Source organism: Pseudomonas agronomica, from assembly GCF_025917275.1.
Classification (GTDB): domain Bacteria; phylum Pseudomonadota; class Gammaproteobacteria; order Pseudomonadales; family Pseudomonadaceae; genus Aquipseudomonas; species Aquipseudomonas agronomica.
Genome location: NZ_JAOSHO010000045.1, coordinates 1 through 20,180, shown reverse-complemented (window position 1 = coordinate 20,180; position 20,180 = coordinate 1). Strand labels below are relative to the sequence as shown.

At 59.0% G+C, this 20,180-nt stretch carries 17 protein-coding genes; 7 read left to right on the top strand and 10 right to left on the bottom strand.

Going from position 1 to position 20,180, the window contains the following annotated elements:
• Window positions 1–37: 37 nt before the first annotated feature.
• Together OC610_RS06215 and OC610_RS06210 are read right to left on the bottom strand one after the other, a co-directional pair.
• Window positions 38–1,825 carry a bifunctional diguanylate cyclase/phosphodiesterase gene (locus OC610_RS06215; protein ID WP_264427030.1) on the bottom strand — a complete coding sequence of 596 codons (1,788 nt, stop codon included), beginning with the start codon at window positions 1,823–1,825 and terminating at the stop codon, window positions 38–40.
• A gap of 130 nt (window positions 1,826–1,955) precedes the next feature.
• A complete protein-coding gene (locus OC610_RS06210) occupies window positions 1,956–4,034 on the bottom strand; it encodes a carboxy terminal-processing peptidase (RefSeq protein WP_264427032.1) in 2,079 nt (692 codons plus the stop codon).
• A 139-nt stretch (window positions 4,035–4,173) separates the two neighbouring features.
• Between OC610_RS06210 and OC610_RS06205 the strand changes: the two genes are divergently transcribed.
• From OC610_RS06205 to OC610_RS06180, 6 genes are all read left to right on the top strand, one after another.
• Window positions 4,174–5,136: a zinc-binding dehydrogenase gene (locus OC610_RS06205; protein ID WP_264427029.1), complete on the top strand. Its 963-nt coding sequence runs from the start codon at window positions 4,174–4,176 to the stop codon at window positions 5,134–5,136.
• A gap of 239 nt (window positions 5,137–5,375) precedes the next feature.
• Window positions 5,376–7,031, top strand: a complete 1,656-nt coding sequence (locus tag OC610_RS06200) for a hypothetical protein (RefSeq protein ID WP_264427028.1) — start codon at window positions 5,376–5,378, stop codon at window positions 7,029–7,031.
• Between the two features lie 76 nt (window positions 7,032–7,107).
• Window positions 7,108–8,010: a hypothetical protein gene (locus OC610_RS06195; protein ID WP_264427027.1), complete on the top strand. Its 903-nt coding sequence runs from the start codon at window positions 7,108–7,110 to the stop codon at window positions 8,008–8,010.
• Window positions 8,011–8,093: 83 nt separating this feature from the next.
• Window positions 8,094–9,017: a halovibrin HvnA gene (locus OC610_RS06190; protein ID WP_264427026.1), complete on the top strand. Its 924-nt coding sequence runs from the start codon at window positions 8,094–8,096 to the stop codon at window positions 9,015–9,017.
• Window positions 9,018–9,103: 86 nt separating this feature from the next.
• A complete protein-coding gene (locus OC610_RS06185; RefSeq protein WP_264427025.1) occupies window positions 9,104–10,501 on the top strand; it encodes a hypothetical protein in 1,398 nt (465 codons plus the stop codon).
• Complete coding sequence (locus OC610_RS06180) at window positions 10,498–11,865, top strand: hypothetical protein (RefSeq protein WP_264427024.1); 1,368 nt, start codon at window positions 10,498–10,500, stop codon at window positions 11,863–11,865. Before OC610_RS06185 ends, OC610_RS06180 begins: the two co-directional genes overlap by 4 nt.
• Window positions 11,866–11,897: 32 nt before the next feature.
• Here OC610_RS06180 and OC610_RS06175 read toward each other — a convergent pair whose 3' ends face one another.
• From OC610_RS06175 to OC610_RS06150, 6 genes are all read right to left on the bottom strand, one after another.
• Entirely contained in the window at window positions 11,898–12,551 is a 654-nt protein-coding gene (locus tag OC610_RS06175; protein WP_264427023.1) for an HAD family hydrolase, read from the bottom strand.
• Window positions 12,552–12,597: 46 nt separating this feature from the next.
• Window positions 12,598–13,587, bottom strand: a complete 990-nt coding sequence (locus OC610_RS06170) for an ABC transporter ATP-binding protein (RefSeq protein WP_030142358.1) — start codon at window positions 13,585–13,587, stop codon at window positions 12,598–12,600.
• The gene (locus tag OC610_RS06165; RefSeq protein ID WP_030142357.1) at window positions 13,584–14,384 is read right to left on the bottom strand and encodes an ABC transporter permease; all 801 of its coding nucleotides are present in this window, start codon (window positions 14,382–14,384) and stop codon (window positions 13,584–13,586) included. Before OC610_RS06165 ends, OC610_RS06170 begins: the two co-directional genes overlap by 4 nt.
• The gene (locus tag OC610_RS06160) at window positions 14,371–15,207 is read right to left on the bottom strand and encodes an ABC transporter permease (RefSeq protein ID WP_264427031.1); all 837 of its coding nucleotides are present in this window, start codon (window positions 15,205–15,207) and stop codon (window positions 14,371–14,373) included. The genes OC610_RS06165 and OC610_RS06160 overlap by 14 nt, the downstream gene beginning before the upstream one ends.
• A 5-nt stretch (window positions 15,208–15,212) precedes the next feature.
• A complete protein-coding gene (locus OC610_RS06155; protein WP_264427022.1) occupies window positions 15,213–16,019 on the bottom strand; it encodes an alkaline phosphatase family protein in 807 nt (268 codons plus the stop codon).
• Window positions 16,020–16,199: 180 nt separating this feature from the next.
• Window positions 16,200–17,267: an ABC transporter substrate-binding protein gene (locus OC610_RS06150; RefSeq protein WP_264427021.1), complete on the bottom strand. Its 1,068-nt coding sequence runs from the start codon at window positions 17,265–17,267 to the stop codon at window positions 16,200–16,202.
• Between the two features lie 350 nt (window positions 17,268–17,617).
• Here OC610_RS06150 and OC610_RS06145 point away from each other — a divergent pair, with 350 nt between their 5' ends.
• A complete protein-coding gene (locus OC610_RS06145; RefSeq protein ID WP_264427020.1) occupies window positions 17,618–18,343 on the top strand; it encodes a UTRA domain-containing protein in 726 nt (241 codons plus the stop codon).
• 7 nt (window positions 18,344–18,350) lie between these two features.
• Here OC610_RS06145 and OC610_RS06140 read toward each other — a convergent pair whose 3' ends face one another.
• On the bottom strand, window positions 18,351–18,533 hold the full coding sequence (locus tag OC610_RS06140; protein ID WP_030142352.1) for a hypothetical protein: 183 nt from the start codon (window positions 18,531–18,533) through the stop codon (window positions 18,351–18,353).
• Between the two features lie 266 nt (window positions 18,534–18,799).
• A complete protein-coding gene (locus tag OC610_RS06135; RefSeq protein WP_264427019.1) occupies window positions 18,800–20,089 on the bottom strand; it encodes a M18 family aminopeptidase in 1,290 nt (429 codons plus the stop codon).
• Window positions 20,090–20,180 lie beyond the last annotated feature (91 nt).

The window sequence follows — 20,180 nt, the reverse complement described above, 5'->3', positions numbered from 1 at the left end:
CTCCCTCGCCACGGGGGTGATAATTTGCGGCCAGCCCTCACGCCAACAACCCAACCCCCGCAACTGGTGTCTGCTCGATCGCACCATTAATCAAGTACACACTCCCGCCCACAATCTCCTTGGCATGATGCTTCGCCTGCGAAGCCATCTCCGCCAACTGGCTGGCATCCAGCTCCCCGCAGGCCTCCGAGCGCAGGTGCACCACCCCAATCGACAGCGACAGCAACGCAAACTCCTGCCGCACGCCCTGGCGGTTCAGCGCGGTAAAACACCCAGCCTCGAGATGTTCGGGGCGGTAGAAGCGGCGGCAGTGGGTTTGGAAGTCGTTGAGGAGTTGGGTCAGGCGTTTGCGCCAGTCATCCGGGCCGAGGACCAGGAGGAAGTCGTCGCCGCCGATGTGGCCGACGAAGTCGCGGCTGGGGTCGATGCGTTCGTTCAGGCATTGCGCCAGGCAGAGTAGGACTTCGTCGCCGCGGCCGTAGCCGTAGATGTCGTTGAAGGGTTTGAAGCTGTCGATGTCGACGTAGCAGATCACCGATTCCTGCCGTTGTTGCAACAGGCGGGTGAGGCATTGCTGGATTGGCACGTTACCGGGCAGCAAGGTCAGCGGGTTGGCGTAGCGGGCCTGTTGGATTTTCAGCTCGGTGATGAGTTTGAGCACGTCGATGACTCGGCCCAATCCCATGTAGCTGCCGTTGAGGGTGATGATGAAATCTTCTTCGATGCGTTGCCGCGCGCGGCTGGTGATGAGCCGGCTGACCTGTTGTAGCGACTGATTGAGTTCCACCGCGAGGAAGTCATCGCTCATCAGGCGGCTGATGGGTTTGCGCGCGAACAGGTCGGTGGCGAAGGGTTTGAGCAGGGCGTCCGAGAGCGAATGGCGATGGACGATGCCGCACGGTTGCCCACGGTCATCGAGTACCGCCAGGGAGTTGAGGTTGGCCTGGCGGCGGAATGCGTCCAGGACTGCCGCCGTCGGTGTGTTGTGGGTCACTGCCGGTTGTTCGTTGAGCAATGCGCCAAGGTCGTTGACCTCGTCGCCCAGTGGCGCCGCGCCGTTGTCTCGGCGGGGCATCAGCGCCTTGGCGTCGTGGGATGGATATTCCTGGGGCCGGGCGAGCAGGTAGCCCTGGACCAGGTCGACGCCCATCTCGATCAACACGGCCAGTTCTTCCGGCAGTTCTATTCCTTCGGCGATCACTTGAGCCCGTGAGGCCTGGGCAATCTTCAGGATCGAGCCGACGAACTCACGCTTGAGCGCGTCCTGGTGAATGCCATCGATGAAGTGGCGGTCGATCTTCACATAATCCGGCCGCAGTTCCGACCAGAGCCGCAAGCTCGAATAACCGGCGCCGAGGTCATCCAAGGCAATTGAAAAGCCCATGGCCCGGTAATGATGCAAGGCGGTTTGCAGGAGCTGGAAATCATCGATCGGGGTTTGTTCGGTCAGCTCGATGACGACCTGGCTCGGCGAAATGCCGAAGTCTTGCAAGAGCTGCAAGGTACGACCGGTCTGGTGCGCCGCTTCGAGCAAGGATTCGGGCGACACGTTGAGGAACAATTTGCCCGGCAGCTTTTGCTCATTGAAGCGCTGGCAGGCACTGCGTCGGCAGGCCAGTTCCAATTCGCTGAGTCGTCCGGCCTGGCGGGCCACGGACAGTAATGCGATGGGGGAGTGCAGCGGGCTGTTGGACGGGCCGCGTGTCAGGGCTTCGTAGCCGACGATACGTCGTTCGGAGAGGCAGATGATCGGCTGGAACAGACTGTGCAAACCGCTTTGAGTCAGGATTGAGCTCAAGGCACTCAGCTGTTCTGTCGTGGTCATGGCGATCTCTGGCGATAAAAAAAGGACGGGGCGCAACCCCTGCTGGGGTGCGCCCGGTCCTGTATTTCACGACAGACTGATGTCAGTTTGATGACACTCCGACGAGTGCCACCATTAAATGGCCATCACCTCAGTGCTTGGCGACCGCCGTGTTGAGTTTCAGGTAGTCCAACAGGATCCGCCCGGTTTCGCTCAGGTAGGCATCGTCTTCCGGCTTGGTCTTTTCCGGTTCGGTGATGAGGTCTTCGTCTTCTTTCTTCAGCTCTTTGAGCGGTTCTTCGCCCTTGGCCTTGCGACGCAGGTTTTCCATCGCCAGTTGCTTGGCTTCGATGTCGGCATGCTGCGCCCGGCGATCGGCTTCGTTGAGGCTGACGGTTTTCTCGGTCATCAGCTTTTGCGCCAAGGCCAGCTTGTCGCGAATGAACACAAACTCCGCGTCCTGGGCCGTGCGGGCGTCATGCTCGGACTTCAGCTGGGCCAGGTACGGCTTGAAGGGGTCCACGGCCGGCTTGATCGCGGGGCGGATGGTGTCCCAAGGCATGGCCTCGGGCAGAGCGCTTTCACCGATTTCCTTGGTGTCGATGATCGATGGGTAATCGATGTCAGGCAGCACGCCCTGGTGCTGGGTGCTCTGGCCGGAAACCCGGTAGAACTTCGCCAGGGTCAGCTTCAGTTCGCCGTGGTTCAGCGGCTGGATGGTCTGCACGGTGCCTTTGCCGAAGGTCTGGCCGCCGATGATCAGCGCACGGTGATAATCCTGCATGGCGCCGGCGAAAATCTCCGAGGCCGAGGCCGACAGGCGATTGACCAGCAAGGCCATTGGCCCCTTGTAGAACGCGCCGGGGTTTTCGTCTTCCAGCACATCCACCCGGCCATCGGCGTTGCGTACGAGCACGGTCGGGCCTTTGTCGATGAACAGGCTGGTCAGCTCGGTGGCTTCCTGCAAGGAACCGCCGCCGTTGTTGCGCAGGTCGATCACGACGCCGTCGACCTTTTCCTTCTGCAGTTCGGTCAGCAGTTTCTTCACGTCGCGGGTGGTGCTCTTGTAGTCCGGGTCTCCGGCGCGGAAGGCCTTGAAGTCCAGGTAGAACGCCGGGATCTCGATGATGCCGAGCTTGTAGTCCTTGCCGTCCTGCTTGAGGTTGAGGATCGACTTTTTCGCGGCCTGTTCTTCCAGCTTCACCGCTTCCCGGGTGATGGACACGATTTTGCTGGTCTGGTCGTTCGGCGCATTGCTGGCCGGAATGACCTCCAGGCGAACCACCGAGCCCTTCGGACCACGGATCAGCTTGACGACTTCGTCCAGGCGCCAGCCGACCACGTCGACCATTTCCTTGCTGCCCTGGGCGACGCCGATGATCTTGTCGGCCGGGCTGACCTGCTTGGTCTTGTCCGCCGGGCCCGCCGGTACCAGGCGCACGATCTTGACCTGATCGTTGTCGCTCTGCAGCACCGCGCCAATCCCTTCGAGGGACAGGCTCATGTTGATGTCGAAGTTTTCCGCGTTATCCGGCGACAGATAATTGGTGTGCGGGTCGTAGGACATCGCGAAGGTGTTGATGTAGGCCTGGAAGACATCCTCGGCGCGGGTCTGGTCCAGGCGCGCCAATTGGTTCTTGTAGCGCTTGGTCAGGGTTTCCTGGATCTGCTTGGGATCCTTGCCGGCGATCTTCATGCGCAGCACCTCGTCCTTGACGCGTTTGCGCCACAGGTCGTCGAGTTCGGCGGTGCTCTTGAGCCAAGGTGCGTCCTTGCGATCGACCAGCAAGGTTTCCTTGGCATTGAAATCGATCTTGTCGACGCCCTTGTTCAACTCCGCCAGGGCGTAGTCCAGGCGCGCCTTGACGCGGTCCAGGTAGCGCTTGTAGATGACGAAGCCGGCGTTCAGGTCGCCGCTCTTGAGGAAGTCGTCGAATTGGGTCTTCCACTTGTCGAATTCGGCAATGTCGCTGGCCAGGAAATAACTGCGCGACGGATCAAGCAGCTTCAGGTAGCTGTCGTAGATGATGACCGAGCGTGCGTCATCGAGCGGCGGCTTGCTGTAGTGATGACGCTTGAGCAACTCGACGACGTTGAGGCTGGCGATCACCTCGTCGCGATCGGGCTGAAGCTTGTCCCAGCTGTTGGCCGCAAACGTATTGCTCGAAAGCGTCGAAACGCCGAGGCCAATGAAAAGGGCAAGTGCAGTACTGGGGAACAAGTGCTTCATGCTGATTCGACGCAGGGACAATTGATAACGCATATTAGGCCGTCTTTGAAGTCGCCGGTTCCATGTGGCCCGGGCGCATAATGCAAGAAAGCCCGGCGTTGAAGCAGCGGGCCCAGTCGAGACTCACTATGGAGGCACCGTGAAAGCATTGCAAGGCGTTGAAGGTCAAGTGGTATGGGCAGATGAGCCGAGTCCCGCCTGCGATGCGGGGCAAGTTCGCGTCCGCGTGGCGGCTGCCGGCCTGAATCGGGCCGATTTGTTGCAAAAAGCTGGGCATTACCCACCGCCACCGGGCGCCAGCCAGGTGCTGGGGCTCGAGTGTTCCGGGGTGATCAGCGAAGTCGGGCCTGGCTCTTCATGGCAAGTGGGCGACCGCGTCTGCGCATTGCTGGCCGGTGGTGGGATGGCCGAAGAGGTGGTGGTCGATGGCCGTCATGTGCTGCCTGTGCCGGAAGGCCTGTCGATGGCTGAAGCGGCCGCGCTGCCTGAGGTCTACGGCACCGCGTGGCTGAATCTGTTCCAACTTGCCGGGTTGCGACCGGGTGAAAAAGTGTTGCTGCACGCCGGTGCCAGCGGCGTCGGTTCGGCGGCGATCCAGCTCTGCAAGGCGTTTGGCAGCCCGTGCTGGGTCAGCGTCGGTTCGGCGGATCGGCTGGCCTATTGCGAAGCGCTGGGAGCCCAGGGCGGCGTAGTGCGCACCGACGATATCAACAGCCTGAACGACTTCGCGCCGTTTGACGTGATCCTCGATCCGGTCGGCGCGAACTACGCCAGCCTCAACGTGAAACTTTTGTCAGTTGACGGCCGCTGGGTATTGATCGGCCTCATGGGCGGTCGCACGACCGAACTCGACCTGGCCCAGGTGCTGGGCAAGCGCATCCAATTGCTCGGTTCGACCCTGCGCAGTCGCAACGATCAATTCAAGGCCGATTTGATCAGCGAATTGGGTCAGAACGTATGGCCGTTGTTTACGGATAAGCGCCTGAGCCCGCAGTTGGCCAGGACGTTTGCAATCACCGATGCCGAAGCGGCGTTTGCGGAGCTGGCGACCAACCAGGTTTCAGGGAAGTTGGTGCTGATTATTGACGGGCAATTGCAATAACGCTGATGGTCTTCGCGGCTCGTCCGGCGTTAAAAGTCACGCCCGGCACCGTCTTCTCTCGGCCTATGCGCCCCGCTCGTGTCTGACTGGAACGGTGGGGCCTGGCCTTCACTCATCTTCGACCGCTCGTCCTAAACCGGTGCCTACCTGTCAGGTCTGACAGTAGCCGGTTTCGCTGGCCTCCCGTGTAATGAAATCGTTCGAGACGCACGAGACATTACCCGCCAGAGGAATATGAGATGGCCAGCCAATCTTCCACGTCCAACACTCCGTTCGTATTATTCCCGGTGATGATTCCTGGCTGGGTGACTCCGGTGGAACCGCAAGGCCTTGCGGACGGGGGCATACCCAAGCGCATTTATGACGACCGGCCTGACGGTTGTGAATGTTGGATCGATCCGTGGACCGAGTTTCAGGCGCGCACCTGGACAATGGGGGCGGGCGACAGTGTTGCGTTGTTCGTCAATGACGAAACAACATCTGTGGACGACGCGACCGTGCAGCCCGGCGAGGAGGCACGTCCCATTGTCTTGCATATCCCTAGGGGGCGATTGCGTAACGGGGTCAACAGACTGCACTACAAAGTGTCGCGCTTGAGTGGGAATGACGAGGATTCGAGGGATCTCAATGTCCTGTATCACCTGCTATCCCCAGGCGCGGATGATCCCGATGACACGTCCATCAATATGGATCTGGTGGTTCCCCAAGACGTGGAACAACATGGGGTCAGCGCCGCTCGGGCTGCCGAAGGCGTGACGTTCGGTTTCAATTACGCGAACCAGCGTGCCTATGACACCGTTCGCTTCCAACTGAGTACCGAGACGATTGAACTGCCTGTAAACAGTCCATCGGAATCAGTGGCAACAACGCTTTATACCAATACGTTCAGATTAATTGGTGATAACCCCAGGACCTTTGCAAGGTTCCTGGTGATCGACCAGCTGGGTAACGACAATCAGTCAGCCGCCAAGTACCTGGATGTCCATCTTGATCGAGTAACGGTGCCGATTATCACCTTGGTACTAGATCGCCAAGGCAATGAAATTCCGGAGGGAGGAATTACGCTCGATACCAGCATCACGGTTCAGGGTACGGCCAGTAACGGCGACGATATTCAGTTGTATGGGAATGGCAGCCCGGTCGGGAGCTCTTTTGCTGTGGTGGGTACTACATGGAGCCATACGCTGAGCAACCTGGGGGTCGCTGTATACAGCTTGACCGCAAGATTGGGTGCTGTTTCATCGGAACCCAGAATTTTTACAATCACCCAATTGGTTAAGCCGACGCTTCCCAAAGCTTACAATGTGGCTGGCACACGTTTGAAAATGGGATTCAATGATGTAAAGGATCTCTATCGCGAAGAATTCTTGGACGTTGTGGTTCCTCCTTATACGGGGTCGCGCCCCGATCATATTCTGAATGTTATCTGGAAAGGCCGTGCCGTTACTTATACCGAACTCAATCCGGTTGCGGGGCAGCGGATCTTGCGCGTCCCACGATTGGAATTCGTTGACTCGATTGGGGGGGAGGTTGAAGCCAGTTATAGCGTCCAGCCAAATAACACTAGCACTGCGCTGCTATCGGAACCATGGCAAGGAATTTTTGATGAGCAGGCGTTAGCTCTGCCTGCACCGCTCTACAATAGTTCGACGCACGTGGTGACAGTGAGCGACACCAGTTCAATGGGTCGTTACAAAATCAGGGTCCGATGGGACGGTTTAGTTACACGTGATGGTCCGGAAATACCCTTGGACGTCAATCGCCCTTATACCTTCACCATTGATTCATCCTGGGTGTCGGAAAACCGTGGGCAGACAGTGTTGCTCAACTATACCCTGCGATTGGATGCTTCCAACCCTATTCTCTTTTCCCATTACCTGCGAATACCTGTGTAGCGTCACACGGGTACCTATAGAACATTTTAAATAAGCAGGCCTGTCGCTCTTTTCGACGGGCTTGGAGGAAAAGCGCATGAGAATTTCAGGATTGGTTGTTCTGGGTTTTTTATTGTTGTTCGGTTGCAGTGCGCCGCAACAACAAATGATGAGGGGTGTTGCTAGTTCGACTTCGCAAACGGGTGAGGCAACTGTGCGCGATTTATGGAGCAAATATGCTGTCCCTGCGTCCTGGTGCAGCAGTTTGGAAGATCCGGCCTTCAACTGTTCCGGCGTACTTCTTCGCGGCACCACTGCTTCCAGGGAGTTTCACGCTTGGAACCCGGCTCCCAGCGCATACGACAGGAACGGCGTTTCCTTTTCCTTCTTGCGACAGGATGCCAAATTCAAAGGACTGGCTTACGGTTATAATCATGGTTTTATATTCCATGCAAGGTATTGGGCGCCTCCGGGCAAGGACCCTGTCGTAGTTCGTTGTATTTTTCCTTTAGATGCTTGGACGCAGGACAGGACCGGCGATGCTTGCGGCAGCCGTCCAAATCATCTTGAAAATCGCCCCTGCCAAGAGCAAGGCGTCAATACTGCTGAACAATGGCTTGCTCACTTCAGGGGGGCGGCCGGATCTGTCCTGGGACGGCAGTGCGGTTTTAAAGTCCACGAAGCATTGGGCACGTCTGGCGCTGAGGGGTTCGACGCAGCTGTCAAGGCGATAGCCTTGCTTGGGGCCCAATCTTTCAATACTTGGAGTGAAGTAATAGTGGCCCCATGGGAACAGGATATCGGCGAACGTTTGCCTCTCCAGGCGTTCTTCTACCTGGCCACTCCTGGCGGACTGGCAGGCGCCAAGGATGACCAAAAAGATTTTTACGAGCAAACAGAAATTTGGGTGCCCGTCATTCGGATAACCTTACCCGCGACCGTCAGTGCTCAAGCGAATTTTCAATATTTTGAAGGCGATCAATGGACGCCCGCAAACTAAGCGAGTCGGAACGCTGAAACGATATTTTATTTAATTGGCAGGTTCTCCAAGTGACTTCGTGAGAACTTGCTCTGGAGGCTGCCATGAAAAAAATAATGTTTATGGTTCTAGGATTCGTTCTGTTGCTGGGTTGTACGACCCCGGAACTAATCAGTCGTAATCTTCCATTACTTTCGTCCCGTTCCGGAGAGCAAGTCGCACAGGATCTGACTGCGCGCTATGCTGACACGCGAAGTCACTGCGACGATGTCGAAGAGGTTGCGCATCGATGCACAGGCGTGATTTTCCGTGGCACCTCGTTCTCCCCGCAATATCATTCATGGAATCCTAATCCGGCCAGTGCGGAGCCCAAAAACGGTGTTTCGTTCTCTTATCTAAGGGCAGATTCAAATTTCAGGTCGCTCGCTTATAACTATGTTAATGGGTTTATTTTCTATCCAGAGAATAACCGACCCGCTGGCAAGGACCGGATGGTGGTGCGCTGTTTCTTCCCTGTGGACGCTGGTTCCGATGTCCGGAAGCCCGATGGGTGCGGCCCAACGACTCACGCTGGTTCTTACGACTCCCGGCCTTGCCAAGTGCTAGGTATTACTACTGGGCAGCAATGGCTCGCTCATTTCCTGGCTATCCCCGTCGCGGCGCCACGGGGTTTTTTTCAATGTGGATTTGACGTCAGGGCAATCAGGGGGAAAGACGCCGCAAAGGCGTTTGTCCAAGCGATCGATGCCATGAGACGGGCGGGTGAAGAATCCTTCAGGATTCAAAATGAACTGATCATTACCCCTTGGCCCCAGAATGCCGGCGCGACCCTGCCCATCGAAGCATTTTTCTACACCCTCGAGCACGCCGGCGGGTTGACCAGCGCCCAGGCCGATCAGCGAGATTTGTTCAACACGGATGGCATTGTGCGGCCGATTATTTTAATGACGCTACCCACCGCGGCTACCGGCCGAGCAACGTTCCAATTTCGGCAAGCGGATCAGGCGCTCTCGCTTACCGCATATTGATCAGACCCCACCACGCAGTCGTTCCCCGAGGCTGGCTCCAGGCAGGCGTTTCCCTGCCGGGAGCCCATTCCATAGGAGGCCGTTCAATGGCCAACCCATCTTCCGCGGATGCGCTGTCTTCCCTGGTCTCATTGCAGATCCCTGACAGCGTACCCGCTTACCCACCCGCCCCGGAAGGCGCCCTGGGTATCAACATCGCTGCGGCCCGGATTGCCCATCCGCAAGAAGGCCTGAAAATGGTCATCGCGCCATGGACGGCCATGAATGTTGGCGACAGCTACCGTGTGAAAATCAATCAATTCCCCGTGTTGACCGGTCGTATTACCGAGCCTGATCAGGTGGGGCATGAGGTGATACGGTTTATCCCGGCGATAGGATTGGTGGATGGCGCCTACGATCTCAACTACGACGTCCTCAGGCTTGACGATGAAGCTGCTCCCGAATCGTCAGCCGTCACGAAAATCCATATCAAGATCGACGCCGCGCCCCCCGGTGGGAAGGACACTAACCCCGACCTCGGACATCCCGGCCTGGTGATGATCATCGCGCCCGAGTTCCTGCCACCGGCCGTGATAGACAGCGAAGCCGCCGCGCTTGGTATACCCGTTACGATCGTTCCTTATCCCTTCATGGCCGTAGGTGACCGTATCACGCTGTCCTGGGGCGGCCAGCTTGTTTCTCCGCCCGAGCTTGTGACGGGGCAGCAAGTTCTGGACCCTGACAACAACCCTATCGTGATCACTGTCGACCAGGCCACCGTGCTGGCCAGCGGCGATACCGACAGTTACGGCCTCGTCGTGGCTTTTGATGTTCGCGATCTGGTTGACAACCGCTCCGAGGACTGGAGCGTCGCTCAACGGGTAATCGTCGGTACAGGTAGTGCGCGCCTCGATGCGCCTTTGATCAAACAGGTCATTAATCTGGTCTTGGACATGGACGAGCTACGCAGGGCCGATGTGATTTTCCAGATCTACACCGTCGGCAGCGATTTTGCCGTGGGTGACGAAGTGGAAGCGCGGTTGAAGGGAACGACCGCGAGCGGCGAGTTGGTGGATGTAACCTATACCAAGGAGCGGATCACCAACGTGCCAGGGGTGCTTGAGTTTGCGCGTCCCAGTGCTGAAGTTCGGGCATTGATCGGTAGCGTCCACGTGGGCTTTTCCTATCGACTGTTCAAGGCAGATGGCAGCCCGGCTCTGCTCTCGAAAATTTTCTCGCCCCAGTTGATTGGACGGCCTTCGCTTCTCGCGGCTCCGGTCGCCCTCGCGAGTTTGCCCGCACCCTTGATCCGCAACTGCCCTGCGCCCGAATCGAGGTTCCCTGGGACGAGGCGATGGTGGGGGGCAACGTCGTCAGGCTGGTTTGGAAGGGGAACAAGGAGAGCGGCGAAGCGTACGCCCCGGAGCTGGCGGCACATACCATCAGCGAGACAGAAGCCGCAGGGGCCAGTCCCATTGTCATTAGTGTTGACGGCGAGCACTTGAGCGCAATCGACAAGGGCACCCTGGCGCTGTCCTATTGGTTGCGCAGCGGCGAGTTCGAAGGGGCCATCGTCGAACATGAATCTCTGCACGCCGTTGTGCTGAGTATCGGCTGGCCGCCGGCGATGCTGGCTGAGCCGGATGTAGCGGGAGAAAGCGATGGGGTGTTGGACCCGGACGATGTCGCGACAGGTACTCAGTTGATCGTGCGCCAGTACGAAGGGCAGGTTGCCGGGGACGCGGTGCACATACTCTGGTGGGGGTCGATCAACGGGCGCTACCGAGATGTGGTCACGCTGGATAGATCCAACGAAAAGACGAACTTGTCGTTCCATATCCCGGCGGCACAGATCGAGAGCAATCGCGGCGGCACTGTCGAGGCCATGTACTGGGTCGAGCGGGCTACCGGCCCAGTTGCCTCAGCTGCATTGAAGATGAGTATCTGGGTAAAGGGCGCCCCAATGGTGGATGACATCCAAGACGACAATGGTTCTGTTGCAAACGGCACCACGCTCCAGACCCGCGTGACGTTGACGGGCACGGCCCTGGCCGCCGACACGAAACAGATCCAACTGTTCGACAGCGATACTGCAATCGGCGACCCCGCACCTGTCATCGACACGAAGTGGAGCGTGACCCTGACCGAGCTGAGCGTCCAGTCCTACCTGCTCGAAGCCAGGGATGTGGACACTGGGTTGGGGTCGATGCCCGTGGGCTTCGCTGTCGTTTTTCCGGTCAAGCCGGTTGTGCCCAAGGCCTACAACAACAAGAGCGACCGGGTGCAGATCGGGTTCAACGATGAAAAGGACCTGTACAGGGACGAATATCTGGAATTCGTCGTGCCTCCTTATCCGGGGGAGTCGGAAGCCCATATATTCAATATCATCTGGCAGGGGCGCGCGAATATCTACACCGAGGCCAACCCCATCCTGGGACGCCGCTCGCTACGGGTTCCGCGCATGGAATTCGTCGACAACATCGGGCTTTCGGTAAAGGTGGGTTATACGATCAAGACGCCAGCCGCCGTTTTGCCGATGCAATCGCAATTCCTGACGCTGACCATCGACGAGCAGCCACTCGTACTGGATGAACCGGTTTACGACCCCGAAACGCGCGTTGTGACAGTTCGCAATACCAGCGCTTTGGCCGGGTACGATATCGGGGTGCGATGGAGCGGCCTGCAAACCCGTGAAGGCATTCGATCTGCTGTCAACGTGAGCCAAGCCTATACCTTCACAGTCCCTTTGGAATGGGTGCAAGAAAATGACGCAACCACGGTGCTAGTGAATTATTCCGTGCGGCTCAACGGCAGTAATCCACTGAACTTTTCGCACTGTCTGAGGGTAGCGATCGGAGCGCCTTCATGAAGCTTCACCTCAGCCATTGCTGGCGTTCGTAGCTACCTCCATTGATGAATCGGCCACCCCGCCAGCTCGGCATGGGCCTTCAACACCGGGTCCGGATTCACCACATGCGGGTAATCCACTCGCAGCAGCAACGGCAAGTCGTTGCGCGAATCGGAGTAGAAGCTCGCGCCTTCAAGGTTCTCCTCTTCGGCATCCAGCCAATCCAGCAGACGGGTGATCTTGCCTTCGCGGTAGGTCAGGGTGCCCACGGTCTTGCCGCTGTACACCCCGTGGGCCACTTCAAGTTCGATCGCCAGGATTTCATCGATGCCCAGGCGTTCGGCAATCGGCTTGACCAGATGCGTGCCCGAAGCCGAGATCACCAGGATCCGGTCACCGGCCTTGCGGTGTTCGGCGATGGCCTTGGTGGCGTCGCTGAAGATGATCGGCTCGATGAAATCCTCCACCCACGGCGCCACCAGGTGCTCGATTTCCTCCGGAGTGCGGCCGATCATCGGTTCCAGGCTGAAGTCCATGTACTCTTCCATGCGCAGCTTGCCGTGGCTGTAGGCGTCCATCAGCTCGTTGTTGCGCCGCATGAACGACTCGGGGTCGACCCAGCCCAGGCGTCCCATCTGTTCGCTCCAGAGGGTGGCGCAGTCGCCGTGGATCAGGGTTTCGTCCAGATCAAAAATTGCCAGGGCCATCAGCAGGTTTTCCTTCTCAAGATCAGCTTCAAAATCAACAAAGCCGTCAGGCTACCTCACACAGGGCCGACGGATCGATGGAAAGTGCCAACCGGGCACCGTCAGGATGCAGGTCGGCGGCCGAGCGATTGAGCACATCCACCACCAATTCCACGCCACGGGCTTCGACCCGGTAGCGGATCACGTTGCCCAGCAGGCTGTGGCTGCGGATCAGCGCATCGGGTTCGCCGTTGCGACTCAGTTCGATGGCTTCCGGGCGAATCGCGATGCGACCGTTCACCGGGCGTTGCAGCAGTTTGGTGGCGCTGTCGGCGTCCAGCAGGTTGTAGTTGCCAATGAAACCGGCGGCAAACACATCGACTGGTGCCGTGTAGAGGGTCTCGGCGTCGCCGCTCTGTACGATCTTTCCCTGATTCATCAGGAAAATCCGGTCAGACATGGTCAGGGCTTCTTCCTGATCGTGTGTGACAAAGATCGTAGTCAGGCCCAATTCGCGCTGGATCTGTCGGATCTGTTCGCGCAGGTGCTTGCGAATCCGTGCATCGAGGGCTGACAGCGGTTCGTCCAGCAACAACAGGCGGGGCCGGGTGACCAGGGAGCGGGCCAGGGCCACGCGCTGGCATTGGCCTCCCGAAAGTTGATGGGGGTAGCGCGCGGCAAAGTCGTGCAGCTCCACCAGGCGCAGGATTTCCAGCACCCGCTGGCGGCTGTCCGAGGCGTCGACCTTTTGCATGCGCAGGCCAAAGGCGACGTTCTGCTCCACGGTCATGTTGGGGAACAGGGCGTAGCTCTGGAAGACCATGCCGATCCCGCGTTTCTGCGGGCTCAATGGGACGATGTCCTGGCCGTCCAGCAGGATCTTGCCGTCATCAACCGCCGTCAGGCCGGCAATGCAGCGCAACAGCGTGGACTTGCCGCAGCCCGAAGGGCCGAGAAGGGTGACGAATTCGCCCTTGTGGATCTCACAGTTGATGTCGCTGAACACCGGCGTGCCGGCGTAGCTTTTTTGCAGGTGTTGGACGCTGACGTAGCTCATTGGCTTTTGTCCTTGTTCAAGATGTTGGCCGCCCAGGTCAGGACCAGTACGAAGAAAAAGTAGGAAATCACCAGCGCACTGGTGAAGTGACCGCTGCTGTTGCGCATGTTGTTCAGATACACCTGCAACGTTTCATAGCGGGTGCCGACCAGGATGTTGGCGAACACGAACTCGCCAAACAGGAACGAGAAGGACAGCAGCAGCGCCACCATCAGGCCCTTGCGCAGGTTTGGCAGCACCACCAGCAACGCAGCCTGGAAGGTGCTGGCGCCGAGCAGTTGCGCGGCGTCCATCAGGTCGCGCAGGTTGATGGCTTGCAGATTGTTGGTGATCGCCCGGTACATGAACGGCAGGGCAACGGTGAAGTAACAGCCGATCAGGATCCACGGCGTGCCGACCATCGCCAGCGGCCCGGAACCATAAAGTTGCAACAGTCCCACTGACGACACCACTGGCGGCACCGCGAAGGGCAGCAGGATGAGAATGTTCATCAGCGCATCGAGCTTGGGAAAGTGGTAATGCACCACGAACAGCAACGGCAGGATCAGCACCACCGACAGCACCAGCGCCCCCACACAGACAATCAGGGATTGGCCGAAGGCATGGAGAAAACGCGGATCGCTCCACAACTGCACATACCATTTGAAGGTGAAGCCGCTGGGCAGCACGGTGGCCGACCAACTGCTGGCGATGGAGTAGATCAGCGTGCCGGCCAGGGGCAGCAGCAAAATGGCGAATAGCAGGTAAACCACCGCCCGATGATAGAGCCCGGCAGGGCCCGATTCAGCGCGAGACATGGTAGCTCCTCTTGAGCAGCAGTTGATGGACGATGGTTACCAGGGTCATCAACGCCACCAGCACCACGGCCAATGCACTGGCCATGTTCGGATCCAGGGAAATGTCGCCGGAGACCATGGCCGCGATGCGTATCGGCAACACGTTGAAGTTGCCGGTGGTCAGCGCGTAAACCGTCGCGTAGGCGCCGAGGGCGTTGGCCAGCAGGATCACGAACGTGCCCAGCAGCGCCGGGGTCAGCACCGGCAAGCCGATGTGCCGCCAGAACTGCCAGCCGTTGGCGCCGAGCAGGGAGGCGGACTCGCGCCAGTCTTCACGCAGAGCGTCAAAGGCCGGGTAGAGCAGCAGCACGCCCAGGGGAATCTGGAAATAGGTGTAGAGAATGATCAGCCCGGTTTTCGAATACAGGTTGAAATCCTCGATGATCCCCGCCTGCTTGAGCATGATCGTGATGCTGCCGTTGAACCCCAGCAGGATGATGAAGGCGAAGGCCAGGGGCACGCCGGCGAAGTTGCTGGTCATGTTCGCGAAGGCGTTGACGAAGTTGCGCAGGCGCGAGTCGACGCGGCGCAGGGAATAGCTGCCGAGCACGGCGATGATGATGCCGAACACACTGGACCAGAAGCTGATTTCCAGGCTGTGCTGGATCGCCTGCCGGTAAAACTTCGAACTGAAGATTTTGCTGAAGTTGGCGAGGCCCCAGCCGAACTCTTCCGATTCCAGGCTGTTGACCAGTACCCACAGCAGCGGGGCGATCTGGAACACGATGAAGAAAATCGCGAAGGGCACCAGGCACAACGCTGCCAGCCATTTGCCGCGCGTCATGGCGTTCACTTGAGCAACTCCTGGCAATAGGGTTTGTCGTGGGCGATGCCGAGCAACTGGCAAATTGTGCCGCACAGTTCAGTCTGCCGAGGGGCAGCGTTGGCGTTCAGGCTGAAGCCGTTCCCGAGGACAAACAGCGGCACTTCCCGTTCTTCCGCCAGCAGGCCGTTGTGGGAGCGATCGTTGTTCATGCCATGGTCAGACGTCACCAGCACCTGATAACCGGCGTCGAGCCAGGCTTGCAGGTAAACCGCCAGGTTGATATCGGCCGAGCGGGCGCTGTTGCGGTATTGCGGCGTATCGAGGCCATGTTTGTGCCCGGCGTCATCGATGTTCATCGGATGCACCAGCAGGAAGTTCGGCGAGTAGCGCTGGCGCAGGTGCTCGGCGTCGGCGAACAGGTGGGAATCGGGGTAGTGGTCATTCCAGTAGAAATGCCCGTATTGAATCGGCAGGTCGGGGTTCTCGGTGTGACGATCACGACCGGCGACGAAGGGTGAAACGTTATACAGCTCACTGACCCAGTGATAGGCAGCGGCTGCCGTACTCAGGCCGGCCTCGGTGGCGTAATGGAAAATGCTGCGCTGATTCGACAAGCGCGAGACGTTGTTGTGCACGATCCCGCTGTCGATGGGCACGACGCCGGTGAGGATGCATTCGTAGAGCGGGCGGGACAGGGCCGGCAGTTCACATTCCAGTTTGTAGAGCGCCGCGCGTCCTGCGCCGACATACGCCTGCAAATGTCCCATGGCGTGCCGGGCAACCTCGTAGTTGAGGCCGTCGAGCACCACCAGGATGACGTTGTGCTTCATGGGGACCGGGACTCCGGACAAGAACCAAAAAAACCGGGTTCACCAAGCGTCCAATGTGGGAGCGAGCTTGCTCGCGATGAGGGAGTGTCAGCCGACATGAATATGGCTGACACACCGCAATCGCGAGCAAGCTCGCTCCCACAATGGATCAGCGGTGATCCGGGAGCGGGAGCTAGCGCCTCACTTCATCTCGACGATGACTTCTTCGTTCCACTTCTGCGGCAGTGCCTTGGAGGTCTTCTCCCACGCATCCGCATCCTTGATCGGGGTCACGCCTTTGTACTGCTCGTTCGGCAGCAGCTTGGCCTTGACCTCTTCCGGCAGCTTCAGGTGCTCGGCGCGGATCGGGCGGGCGTTGCCCTTGGCGAGGTTGATCTGGCCAGCGTCGCTGAAGATGTATTCGCGGGTCAGCTTGGCGGCGTTCGGGTTCTTGGCGTATTTGTTGATGATGGTGGTGTAGCCGGAGATCACCGAACCGTCGGATGGAATCAGCACCACGTAGTCATCCGGGTTGGCCATCTTGGCCTTGTAGCTCAGGCCGTTGAAGTCCCAGACCACGCCCACTTCGACTTCGCCTTTTTCCATGGTCGCGATGGTCGGGTTGGCCATGGACAGGCGCCCTTGCTTGGCGATGTCAGCGAACAACAGTAAGGCTGGCTTAATATTTTTTTCGTCGCCGCCGTTGGCCAGGGCCGCGGCCAGTACGCCGTTGGCAGCCTGGGCCGCGGTGCTCACGTCACCAATCGAGACTTTATATTTACCCGATTTCAGGTCGGCCCATTTGGTCGGCACTTCGGAACCGTGCAGCAGTTTCTTGTTGACGATGAACGCGATGGTGCCGGTGTAGGCCAGGGCCCAGTTGCCGTCCTTGTCCTTGGCCCAATCCGGCACTTGTTCCCAAGTGCTTGGCTTGTAAGGCTGGACCACGCCTTGCTTGACCGCGATCGGGCCGAACGCGGCGCCGACGTCGCCGATGTCGGCGCTTGCGTTGTCTTTTTCAGCGGCGAACTTGGCGATTTCCTGGGCCGAGCTCATGTCGGTGTCGATGTGCTTTAAACCGTAGTTCTTGGCCAGGTCTTCCCACGTGCCTTTCCAGTTTGCCCAGTCATCGGGCATGCCGACGCTGTTCACGGCGCCTTCCGCTTTCGCAGCGGCTTCCAACGTTTTCAGATCGGTATCAGCGGCCATGGCGGCGGTGCACATGGCAATGGTCGAGCCTAACAGTGATGCCAGGAAAAGCTGTTTCATCCGAAGCTCCTATGGGCGTTTTCAACGCTGCGATTGCGGTTGTGTTGGTCTAGGTCAGCAATACCTGAGCCAATGTAGGCGCGTCCCATGACATTTTGATGTCGGTGGGATGTTCGCCAGCAATCGTCGGGCTCACGGAGGGTCGCTGTGGGATAAGCGTAGACCATGAGTAACCGCCTGATCTGCAAGGCCTTGGCCGTTTATTTGCAAGCGCATGTGTTGACCGTTCGGCGGTTGTGTCATCTATCAGTCATGCGCAGTGCCTAGGCTTACAGGCATGAGACGTGGATCGATGCAGCATCGAATCCTGCCCCGAAACAGTGCTGGTCTAGTCCAGATAGGTAACGTTGATGCGCGTTGAAACAACCAAAGCGGTGACAACCATCGGGCAGGTCCTGCAGGAGCAGCTTGACCACGGCTTGCTGGCGCCGGGCAGCAAGTTGCCGGCCGAGCGCAAGTTGAGCGAGTTGTTCGGGACCACCCGGATCACCGTGCGTGAGGCTTTGTTGCAGCTTGAGGCCCAGGGACAGATTTATCGGGAAGAGCGCCGGGGCTGGTTTGTCTCGCCGCCACGGCTGGCTTACAACCTGATGCAACGTAGCCATTTCCACGCGATGGTCGCCGCCCAGGGCCGGGTACCATCTACCCAGGTGATATCGGCCCGCCTGCAACCCGCTTCGGCGGCGGTTTGTGCCTGGCTGCAACTGCCGGCGCTGTCCAGCGTCATCCAGATCTGTCGTACCCGGCGCATCGATGAGCGATTGGTGCTGTACGTCGAGCACTATCTGAACCCGGCGTATTTCCCGGGCATCCTCGACTTTGACCTCAACCAGTCCATGACCGAGCTGTATGCCCGCCATTACGACCTGCATTACGGTCGGGTGAAATTCGAGATCGTGCCTACGTCGCTGCAACCTGAAGCGGCAGCGGCACTGAAAGTATCGGTCGGCAGCCCCGGGCTTCGGATTGCCCGGGTCAACTATGACCAGCACCAACGGCTGATCGATTGCGACCTGGAGTTCTGGCGGCACGACGCGATTCACGTCGGCGTGGACGTGCCCGAACAGCCTGTTTGAAGTGTGTTCAGGAAGATTCGTTGAGCTTGGCCAGGATCCTGAACAACACTGTCGCGAGGATCAATAACATGCCGATCCACATGGCGAACACCCCGACGTTCTTGTCGCGGAAATTGAAACCGATGGCCAGCAGGATCATGCCAGCGATGATGGGCACCAGCATGGCGTTGAACGAGGACATGGAAATCATGGCGACAGCCTTGTCGGGGAGGATAAGGTCAGTCTAGTTGGGGTTTGGCTGGGGTGGGCTGATGAGTGTCACAGGCTGGCTCCAGAATCTGGGCGAACCCTGTTGTGGAGAGGGACCTTGCTACCGCTTGGTCCCGCTTGCTCCCGCTTGGTCCTGTAGGAGCTGGCGAAGCCTGCGATCTTTTGATCTTTTGACTTTTCGCTTGAAAAAGATCGCAGCCTCGCTGCGCTCGGCAGCTCCTACACAGCTCCTGCAGTCATGAAGGCTTATGGCAACTCGCGAGAAGCGTAGAACGCGCTCAGCACTTTCACCAGGTGCGCCAAGTCATGGCTGCCGCACAGTTCGCGAATCGAATGCATGGCGAAGGTCGGCAGGCCGATGTCCACCGTGCGCACGCCCAGCTGGCTGGCGGTGATCGGGCCGATGGTCGAGCCGCAGCCCATGTCGCTGCGCACGACGAAGCTTTGCACCGGTACTTCCTCGGCCATGCACAGGTGGCGGAAGAATCCGGCAGTTTCGCTGTTGGTAGCGTAGCGCTGGTTGCTGTTGACCTTGATCACCGGCCCGGCGTTGAGCTTGGGACCGTGGTTGGCGTCGTGCTTGTCGGCGTAGTTGGGGTGAACACCGTGGGCATTGTCCGCCGAGACCAGCAAGGATCTCTGGATGGCGCGCACGAACTCTTCACCTTCGGGCAGCAGGCGGCGCAGGGTCTGTTCGAGCATCGGACCGTCGGCACCGCAGGCCGAGGTCGAGCCGACTTCTTCGTGGTCGTTGCACACCAGCACGCAGGTTTCTTCGGTATCGGTGGTCAACAGGGCCTGCAGGCCGGCGTAGCACGACAACAGGTTATCCAGGCGCGCCCCGGCGATGAAGTCGCCATGCAAGCCGACAATTGCGGCACTTTGGGTGTCGTAGAAACTCAACTCGTAGTCGAGCACCACGTCGGCATTCAAGCCGTGCTCGCGGGCCAGTTGATCGGTGAGCACGGCGCGGAAGTCGACGCGCTCGTCGCCGGCGAACTGGGCGAGTATCGGTGGCAGTTCATTCTGGGCGTTGATTGCCCAACCTTGATTGGCTTCACGATTGAGGTGGATGGCCAGGTTCGGAATGGTGGCGATCGGTGCCTTGAAATCGATCAACTGGCTCTCGACCTTGCCATCACGGCGGAAGGTCACGCGGCCGGCCAGGGACAGGTCGCGGTCGAACCACGGCGCCAGCAACGCGCCGCCATAGACTTCCACGCCCAGTTGCCAGAATCCGTGGCGTTGCAGTTCCGGCTGCGGCTTGACCCGCAGGCAAGGGCTGTCGGTGTGGGCGCCGACCAGGCGGATACCGTCGTGCAGCGGTGAGTTGCGGCCCAACTTGAAGGCGATGATCGAGGAATCGTTGCGCGTGATGTAGTAACGACCGTTGGCCTCTGTGGCCCAGGTCTCGCGCTCATCAAGCCGCTGGTAACCCGCCGCCTCCAGGCGTTGGGCAAGGCTGGCGGTGGCATGGAACGGGGTAGGGGAGGCCTTGAGGAAGTCGATCAGGCCTTGGTTCAACTCTGCGCGCATAAGTAGCTCCAGACAGCGATGGGCGGGAGTTTACCGTATTAGCAGCGCTGGTGATCATTCCAGGCGGAACAGGGAGCTGGCTTCCGCTGGG